At 65.5% G+C, this 8,878-nt stretch carries 6 protein-coding genes; 1 reads left to right on the forward strand and 5 read right to left on the reverse strand.

Going from position 1 to position 8,878, the window contains the following annotated elements:
• Window positions 1-89 precede the first annotated feature (89 nt).
• The 5 genes from E4L96_RS12170 to E4L96_RS12190 form a co-directional block, all read right to left on the reverse strand.
• Window positions 90-1,604, reverse strand: coding sequence for a M20/M25/M40 family metallo-hydrolase (locus E4L96_RS12170; protein ID WP_229414426.1), 1,515 nt, complete (start codon window positions 1,602-1,604; stop codon window positions 90-92).
• A 113-nt stretch (window positions 1,605-1,717) separates the two neighbouring features.
• Complete coding sequence (locus E4L96_RS12175; protein WP_135207492.1) at window positions 1,718-3,982, reverse strand: xanthine dehydrogenase family protein molybdopterin-binding subunit; 2,265 nt, start codon at window positions 3,980-3,982, stop codon at window positions 1,718-1,720.
• Window positions 3,979-4,965 carry an FAD binding domain-containing protein gene (locus E4L96_RS12180; protein WP_135207493.1) on the reverse strand — a complete coding sequence of 329 codons (987 nt, stop codon included), beginning with the start codon at window positions 4,963-4,965 and terminating at the stop codon, window positions 3,979-3,981. Before E4L96_RS12180 ends, E4L96_RS12175 begins: the two co-directional genes overlap by 4 nt.
• Window positions 4,966-4,979: 14 nt before the next feature.
• Window positions 4,980-5,624, reverse strand: coding sequence for a (2Fe-2S)-binding protein (locus E4L96_RS12185; RefSeq protein ID WP_135207494.1), 645 nt, complete (start codon window positions 5,622-5,624; stop codon window positions 4,980-4,982).
• 69 nt (window positions 5,625-5,693) lie between these two features.
• Complete coding sequence (locus tag E4L96_RS12190) at window positions 5,694-6,164, reverse strand: DUF6328 family protein (RefSeq protein WP_220433426.1); 471 nt, start codon at window positions 6,162-6,164, stop codon at window positions 5,694-5,696.
• Between the two features lie 231 nt (window positions 6,165-6,395).
• Between E4L96_RS12190 and E4L96_RS12195 the strand changes: the two genes are divergently transcribed.
• Entirely contained in the window at window positions 6,396-8,681 is a 2,286-nt protein-coding gene (locus tag E4L96_RS12195; protein ID WP_229414428.1) for a penicillin acylase family protein, read from the forward strand.
• Window positions 8,682-8,878: the final 197 nt, after the last annotated feature.

Here is an 8,878-nt window from a genome sequence, read left to right on the forward strand (position 1 = left end):
TAGTGCTGCAACCAGTGTGAAAGTAGGTTATCGTCAGGCTAGTTATAAAGAAAAAGCCCGGTAGCGAAAGCTATCGGGCTTTTTTGTTTTTACTGCGGCTTGTAAGTCACCTTGAGCGCATAGCTGGTCGACGTATAGCCGCGGACCAGCACGTACACATCCCCATTCGCCGTCATGCTGAACGAGCAGACTTCCGTCGCGCTCGACCCATCCGATTTGCAGGTGTAGGTGCTGGTGGTTGGCACTGCGGACTTGCGGACATAGAGATCCGCGTCACCTGTCCCGCTCGTCTCCGCCTTGAACGTGCCGATGCCGGCCTTGAACGGCCCGTACGATTTCTGCTGGCCCGCCGCCAGGCTGCCGGTGAACGTCTCCACCTTGTCCGTCCCGCCCGGCGTGCCGGGGCCATCGCTGCCCAGCTCCACCGCGTACGCCGCCGCCAGCCGTGCGAACTTCAGCGCGTGCGCCGCCTGGTTGCCGGAATTGGCGTAGGTGTCATTGGCAGTGTGAATGTACGGATTGTCCCGATTGAAGGCCGCTTCGAACGGCAGCGAAGCCGGATAGCCCTTGGCGTTCCAGGACGCGTGATCGGAGCAGCCATACCCGCACTTGTCATAGCCGACTTTCAAGGCGGGCAAATAGGTCGCCGCCAGCTTCGCGACGAAATCGTTCTGCAGGCTGTCCGTGTAGTCGGTGTAGATATAGATATCGTTGACCGAGCCCTTGTAGTTGGTCATGTCCAGCTGCATCACGCCGACCACGTTGACCGCGCTGTTCTTGAAATTGGCTGCAATGTCCTGCGAGCCGAGCAAGCCGGCTTCTTCCGCCGCGTAGCCGATGAACTTGATCGTGCGGCGCGGCTTGTAGCCGGTGTTGATCATCACGCGCAGCGCTTCCGTCAGGCTGGCGATGCCGGAAGCATCATCGTCCGCGCCGGGCGAGTGCGAGGTTTCACCGTTGCCGCTCAGGTTGATGGAATCAAGGTGCGCTCCGAGCACGATGACTTCGCTCCCGTTGTCCGTGCCGCTGATGGTCAGGATCACCGATGTCTGGTTGTAGCCGGTGTGTGCGAATTGCGTGACGGTGATGTCGCTGCGTCCGCTCGCCATGGTGGTCCATTTCTGCTTCAGCCAGTTGGCTGCATCGCTGCCATTGACCGTCTTGTAGTAGCGGTTGGCAAAGCTCGACATGTCCACGATGGTCTGCGTGATGTTGCTCTCCTGGAGCTGGGGCAGCAGTGAGTTCACCGTTGTCTGGTTGTCGATGGTGTAGGAGGGCCGGGTGAGCGCAGCCACGGCCACGGGCGCGCCGGCGATGGCCTGCATCGCGTCGCCCTCCGTGTTGTGCACGAAGAAGCCGCCGCAGCGCTTCAGGTCCCGGTGCACGGCGGCGGACAGCAGCGGCAGCAGATCCTCGTCCAGCGGCACCACGTGGAGCGCCTCGTTCTGGCCGGCGCGGCTGGCCTTGGCCGTGGCCTGCGGCACGGTCTTCCTGAGTTCGGCATAGGCGGCGTCGCCCAGCGTCACCCACTTCAGCGGGCCCGCATAGGTGCAACCCGCACTCATCAATCCGGCAGCCAGTAACATCCAGCGTGTGGTCTTCACTGCGTCTCCTCTCGATTTTGTTGACGTAAAAAAAATGCAGCCGGGGTGGCTGCACTTGTCAAAAATCTTAGCATCTGAGACGCCGCGCACGGCATGCGCGCGTTTGATATTCCTCAAACGATGAGTTTGTCCGGCGTGATTGGCAAATCGCGAATCCGCTTGCCGGTGGCGTGGTAGACGGCGTTGGCGATGGCCGCCGCAACGCCCGTGATGCCAATCTCGCCGATGCCCTTGGCACCCAGTTCGTTGATCTGCTGGTCTTGCTCGTCCACCACCACGATGTCGATCGCCCCGACGTCCGCATTCACCGGCACATGGTAGTCGGCCAGATTCTCGTTCACCGCGCGCCCGTAGCGCCAGTCGATCTCGGTCTTTTCCATGAGGCCCATGCCGAGACCCCATACGATGCCGCCCATCAACTGACTGTGCGCCAGCTTGGCATTCATGATGCGGCCCACGCCATACGCGCCGACGATACGGGGCACGCGGACCGTGCCGACGTCCGGATCGACGTGGACCTCGACGAACACCGCCCCAAAGGACTGCATCGCGAACTGCTTCTTCTTGTCCGCCTCCTGCTCGGCGTTCGACTGCGCGGTCACGGACTGGCCGCCGTGGCGCGCCAGTACTGCGCCGATTGGTTCGCGGCGCGCGCGGTCGGTGCCGTGGGACAGCCAGCCGTCGGCCACGTCGACATCCGTCACCGCCACGCCATGCAGGGGCGAGCCGCGGTCCGCCACTGCCATCAGAATCAGCTTGTGCCGCACGCCGCGCGCGGCCTGCCACACCGCCGGGCCGACGCTGGCCACGGTCTGCGAGCCACCGGACACCGGCGCCTCCGGCATGCTGGTGTCGCCCAGTTCAAAGCGCACTTTCGACACCGGTAGCCCCAGCGCCTCCGCCGCAATCTGCGTCATCACGGTGTAGGTGCCGGTGCCCAGGTCGTGCGAGCCGCTGCGCACCACAGCCGTACCGTCCGCGAGCAATGTGGCGCTGGCTTTGGCGCCCTGGCGGTTGGCGGGGTAGGCCGCTGTCGCCATGCCCCAGCCGACCAGCATGCGGCCCGCGCGCATCGAGCCCGGTTCCGCCGTGCGCTTGGCCCAGCCGAAGCGTTCCGCGCCCACCCGATAGCATTCGCGCAGCGACTTGCTGGACCACGGCAGGTTCTTCTCCGGGTCACGCTCCGCATAGTTCGCGAGGCGCAGCTGGATCGGGTCCATCATCAGCTTGTACGCCAGTTCGTCCATCGCCGATTCGAGCGCGAAGCTGCCCGTCGATTCGCCCGGCGCGCGCATGTAGGTTGGGACGCCGAGGTTCAGCGTCATCAGCTTCTGCGTCGTATGCAGGGATTCGGTCTGGTAGGCCTTGCGCGTGACGGCGGTACAGGGCTCGGAGAAATCGTCGACAAAAGAGGTGTGCGAGACCGTATCGTGTGTGATGGCGGTCAGCTTGCCCTCGGTTGTCGCGCCCAGGCATAGGGACTGTTCGGTGAGCGGCCGCGCGCCGACGGGGCCGAACATCTGGGTGCGTTCGACCACCAGCTTGACCGGCGCGCCAGCCAGCTTGGCGGCCATCGCCGCCAGCATCACGTGCGACCAGGTCGAGCCCTTGCAGCCAAAGCCGCCGCCGACAAACGGACAGACCACGCGCACCTTCTCGGGCTCGATGCCGAAGGTGGTGGCCGCAGTGCGGCGCACGCCGGAGATGTTCTGGGTGGAGTCGTACAGCGTGAGGTGGTCGCCGTCCCACGCCGCGATGGTGGCGTGCGGCTCCATCGGGTTGTGGTTCTCGATGGGCGTGGTGTACAGCGCGTCGATCCGCACAGGCGCGCGCTCCAGCGCCGCCGCGGCGTCTCCGCGCTTGCTTTCGGAAGGACGGCCGGGCTGCGCTTCGGGAGCGCGCAGCTTCTGGCGCGCCTGGTCGAGGTTCAGCTGCGCCGGCTCTTTTGCGTAGCGCACCTTCACACTGCGCGCGGCGTCCCGGGCCTGTTCGAACGTGTCCGCCACCACCACCGCGATCGGCTGGGCGTTGTACTGCACGCGGTCATCCTGCAGCAGCGAGAGCTTGGGGTTGGGCGGCTGCTGTTTCTTGTCGGGTTTCGTTTGCTGCCCACCGGAAGACTTGGCCTTGTCCTCATGCTGCGCGCCCTTGGAGTGCGCGAGCCGCGGCGCATTCTGGTGCGTCATCACCACGCGCACGCCTTTCATCGCCTTGATCGCGGCACTGTCGATGGCCACGATGCGCCCCTTGGGCACAGTGGACAGCACCATCACCGCATGCACGAGGCGCGGCAGCTGGTGCTCGGCGGAGTAGGTCGCGGCTCCGGTGACCTTGAGACGCCCGTCGGTGCGGTCGATGCCCTGTCCGATGATGCTCATGCGCTTTCTCCGGCATTGCGCAACGCCCGCACGATGGCGCGCCGCGCGAGGTCGATCTTGAAGCGGTTGTCGCGGAATGGCCTGGCGCCGGCCAGCAGCGCATCGGCCAGTGCGCCACTGCGCTCGTCGCTCAGGGACTGGCCCGCGAGCTGCGCTTCCGCCGCGGGCAGGCGCCAGGGCTTGTGCGCGACACCTCCCAGGGCTACGCGGGCCTGGCGCACCACGCCGCCCTCCATCTCCAGCGCGGCCGCGACCGAGACCAGGGCGAAAGCATAGCTGGCGCGGTCGCGCACCTTCAGGTAGTGCACGTGCTGCTGGAACAACGGCGGAGGCAGGTCGATCGCCGTAATCAGTTCGCGCGGGTCGAGCACTGTGTCGAATTGCGGGGTGGTGCCGGGCAGGCGGTGGAATTCGGCCAGCGGGATGGCGCGCTCGCCCTGCGGCCCGCTCACCTGCACCGTCGCGTCCAGCGCCGCCAGCGCGACCGCCATATCCGACGGATGCACGGCGATGCAGGCCTCGCTGGCGCCCAGGATCGCGTGCATGCGGTTGTAGCCTTCGCGCGCGCCGCAGCCGCTGCCGGGACGGCGCTTGTTGCACATGTCGAAGGCGGTGTCCATGAAGTAGGGGCAGCGGGTGCGCTGCAGCAGGTTACCGCCCATGGTCGCCATGTTGCGCAGCTGGCCCGAGGCACCGGCGAGCAGCGCCTGCGACAGCAGCGGGTAGCGGGTGCGCACCAGCGGATGATTGGCCGCATCGCTGTTGCGGGCGAGGGCGCCGATGCGCAGGCCACCGCCAGGCAGCTCGGCGATGCGGTCCAGGCCTATGCGGTTGATGTCCACCAGGCGCGCGGGCTGTTCGACGTCGCCCTTCATCAGGTCCAGCAGGTTGGTGCCGCCCCCTATGAACTTGGCGTTGGGTTGCGCTATCAGACGCAGGGCCTGGGCGGGATCGCCCGCGCGGTCGTATTCGATCGAGTGCATGAGGACTCCTGGCGTCAGCCGCCGGCGGTGGTGCGGATCGCCGCGACGATGTTGTTATAGGCGCCGCAGCGGCAGATGTTCCCGCTCATGCGCTCGCGGATCTCGTCATCGGAAAACGCGATGACCTGTTCGCGCACATTGGGCGTGACGGCGCTCGCCTGGCCCGCCTTCATCTCGCCGATGCAGGCGACGGCGGAGCAGATCTGGCCCGGCGTGCAGTAGCCGCACTGAAAGGCATCGTGCTCGATGAAGGCGGTCTGGATGGGTGCCAGTGCGCCGCCCGGCGCAATGCCTTCGATGGTGGTGATGCTTTCGCCCTCGTGCATGATGGCCAGCGTGAGGCAGCTGTTCACGCGGCGGCCGTTCACCAGCACCGTGCAGGCGCCACACTGGCCGCGGTCGCAGCCCTTCTTGGTGCCGGTCAGCCCGATGTGCTCGCGCAGCGCATCCAGCAAGGTGACGCGCGGCTCGAGCGACAGGTGATAGTCGCGGCCATTGATGTTGAGGGTGTAGGTGCGGGGCGGAGCGGCGGCGGGTGTACGGGGCGCGACCGTGGGCTTGGCGGCGTGCGCGGGCAGCTGCGCGGCGCCGGCGGCCAGCAGGGCGGCCTGCAGAAAGCCGCGGCGGCGGCCATCCACCGGCGTGGAGTCATCGGACATGGCGGAGCTTTCGGTCGAGGGAGCGTCTGTCCATTATCGACAGCGGCTCCCGCGCGTCGGTTAGCTGCTTCACACAGGCGGCTTCTTGCGGCGGCGGGAATGGAAGGGGAAGACGAACCACAGGCCCATCAGGATTACGAAGGCGGCGATCGCCCCGCCCAGGCTGGCGGCCTGCGAGTCGGTGGCGAGGAAGATCACCACGTACATGTCGAGCGCGATGCCACAGGCCAGCGGGGCCAGCGCGGCGCAGATGAACTCGGACGAGAGCCGCACCGCCCGCCGCGTGACGCAGCCGGGTTCGGCGATGCGGTGATAGGCCGCGGGCGTGATGCACAGGCCGATTGCGAGCACGACCAGGCCAAGAGCCAGCAAATGGCAGTCCTTGACCGTCTCCGCCAGATCCTCGAAGCGGTCGTTGAACACGGCGATGGTCTGGAATCCGAACAGGGCCTGGATGCCAGGGAGCAGCATGCGCGCTTCCTCGATCAGGTTGCGCATCTCGTCCTTGAGCGATTCCTCTTCCACGACTTGGTGATTCATGAACTCAACCATAGGACAAAAACGTGGCGGCCCGCGCACGCTTGCAGCGCCCATGATCAGTTGAGTTGAGTCAATGCGTGGTTCCGCATGCACACCATCATCCAAAGCTGGCTCGACCGTAGGGGGCGGGCACAACGAAAGGAGGGCACCATGGAACGTGCGCGCAGAACTGGACTCCGCACCTGGATCGCAGCTGCCGTTTGTTTGACGATGGGGGCGTGCGAAGGCCGCGTGGGCAGGCCGGACGGCAGCCCGGCACATGGCCTCATCGCCGAGGTTGCACGGACCAGTCACGGCATCGTCCACGTCAAGGCCAACGACTTCCGCAGCCTGGGCTACGGGCTGGCCTATGCCTACGCACAGGACAACGTGTGCATGTTCGCGGACACGCTGCTGACCGTGCGCGGCGAGCGCTCGCGCTATTTTGGCGCAGAGGCGATGGCGACCCAGCCCGTGCGCGGCGAGTACGGCGCGGCGATCGATTACCTGCACGTGCGCAATGACGACAGCGATTTCTTCTTCAAGGGCTATCTCGACATCGAGCAGCTGAAGGCGAACTATGCGGCCGGTTCGCAGGAGGGGCGCGACATGCTGGCCGGGTACGCCGCGGGCTACAACCGCTACCTGCGCGACTTCGCAGGCAAACTGCCGGCCGCGTGTGCCGGCGCGGCGTGGGTGAAGCCGATCACCGTGGAGGACATGTACCTGGTGCTGGCGGAAAAAGCGTTGCACGCGAGTGGCGAGGTGTTCGCCAAGGAATTCGCCGATGCCGGGCGCGGCGCGGGCATGACAGTGACGCAGCGGGCGCGTTCGATGTCGCCGCAGCAGTTCATCGCGGGCAAGGTGGACCTGGTGCGGAGCTCGCTCGGCAGCAATGCGCTGGGCATTGGGCGCGACCTGACCGTGGATGGGCGCGGGATCCTGATGGGCAATCCCCACTATCCGTGGACCAGCACTGATCGCTTTTATCAGGCGCACCTGACGGTGCCGGGCAAGTACGATGCCATGGGCGTGATCCTCGGGGGCATCCCCATCATCACGATCGGCTTTAACAAGGACGTGGCCTGGACCCACACCGTGACGGCGGCCGTGCACTTCACCACCTTCCGCCTGGCGCTGGACAGGAGCGATACCAGCGGCACCACCTACCTGGTCGACGGCAAGCCGGTGGCGATGACGTCCCGGCCCGTGACCATCGACGTGCTGCAGGCGGACGGGACCGTGGTGAAGCGCAGCCGGACCTTTTACTTTTCGCAGTATGGCGCAGTGATCGTGAAGCCGGAAGCGGGCGTGCTGTGGACGCCGAGCGAGGCGTGGGTGCTGGGCGACCCCAACCGCAACAACACGCGCCTGATGGACCAGTGGCTCGCCATCGGGCGCGCGGGAACGGTGGCCGAACTGAAGTCGGCACTCGACACCGTGGTCGGTCTGCCGTGGGTGAACACTGTGGCGGCCGACCGGGCCGGTGACGTGCTGTATGCGGACGCGAGCGTCGTGCCCAGCGTGCCCGCGCAGCGCTTCGCCTCGGACTGCCTGGTGATGCCCGCGCTGCTGGCTTTTGACGGTACGCGCAGCAGCTGCGGCTGGGTCAAGGAGCCGGGCGCGCCGGAGGGCATCTTCTCGCCCAAGCAGGCGCCGTTCATGCTGCGCACCGATTATGTCGGCAACTCGAACGACAGCTACTGGCTGACCAATCCGCGCCAGCTGCCGACCGGGTATTCGCCGATGTACGGGCGCATCAACGTCGAGCAGATGCTGCGCACACGCATCGGCTTCAAGCAGATGGAAGAGTTCCTGCGCCAGCACCAGCGCATCAGCATGGCCGATGTGGAGGATCTGGTATTCGCCAACCGGGTGTATGCGGGCGAGCTGGTGGTGCCGGATCTGGTGTCCGGCTGCACCGCGCCCGACCTGGTGATTTCCGCCGCCTGCGGCGCGCTGGCGCAATGGGACAAGAAAGCGAATCTGGACAGCAAAGGGGCGGTGCTGTTCCGCGAATTCTGGAACAGCGCGTCCCAGATTCCGGATAAGTGGGAGATTCCGTTCAACCCGGCCGATCCGGTGAATACGCCATTCGGCGTGAAGCCGTCCGCCCTGCCGGCCATGTACAGCGCGTTGAGAGCGGCCGCGCTGAAGCTGCAGGGTCTCGGGATCCCGCTCGATGCGCCGCTTGGGGCGTATCAGGACGAGACCCGCAATGGCGCGCGCTACCCGCTGCATGGAGCGATTGGCGATATCGACGGCTCGTATAACTCCATCCATATGGCCACGCCGCTGGACGCCAATGGCTATCACGACGTCGTGTGGGGCACGAGTTATGTGCAGGTGGTGACCTTTGACCAGTCCGGCCCGGTAGCGCAGGGGATGCTGGTGTATGGGCAGTCGGTGGACCCGAAAAACCGGTATTACGCCGACCAGCTGCCCCTGTATTCCCGAAAGGAGTGGCAGAACCTGCCGTTCTCGCCGGACCAGGTAAGGACCGACCCTGCGTACCGGGTACAGAAAATTTTTGAATAGCCCTTGTCAGCGGGAGGCAGGCTTTGCTATAGTTCGCCTCCCGCTGAAAACGTCACGAAATCAACTGGTTACGTTGACAACATGAAGTGGGGCTCGAAAAGAAGGGGTTGACGAGCTGCAGCAAACGCTGCATAATCTCATCTCTCTGCTGCTGACAAACACAACGCTTTGTCGACAACGCAGCAAGATCCGAACAC

This window comes from Zemynaea arenosa (genome assembly GCF_004614185.1).
In the GTDB taxonomy this organism is placed as follows: Bacteria; Pseudomonadota; Gammaproteobacteria; order Burkholderiales; family Burkholderiaceae_D; genus Telluria; species Telluria arenosa.

Coding starts and splice junctions, on each gene's coding strand:
- E4L96_RS12190 (WP_220433426.1), bottom strand. CDS start 6,164: ATGAATCACCAAGTCGTGGAAGAGGAATCGCTCAAGGACGAGATGCGC.
- E4L96_RS12175 (WP_135207492.1), bottom strand. CDS start 3,982: ATGAGCATCATCGGACAGGGCATCGACCGCACCGACGGGCGTCTCAAG.
- E4L96_RS12185 (WP_135207494.1), bottom strand. CDS start 5,624: ATGTCCGATGACTCCACGCCGGTGGATGGCCGCCGCCGCGGCTTTCTG.
- E4L96_RS12180 (WP_135207493.1), bottom strand. CDS start 4,965: ATGCACTCGATCGAATACGACCGCGCGGGCGATCCCGCCCAGGCCCTG.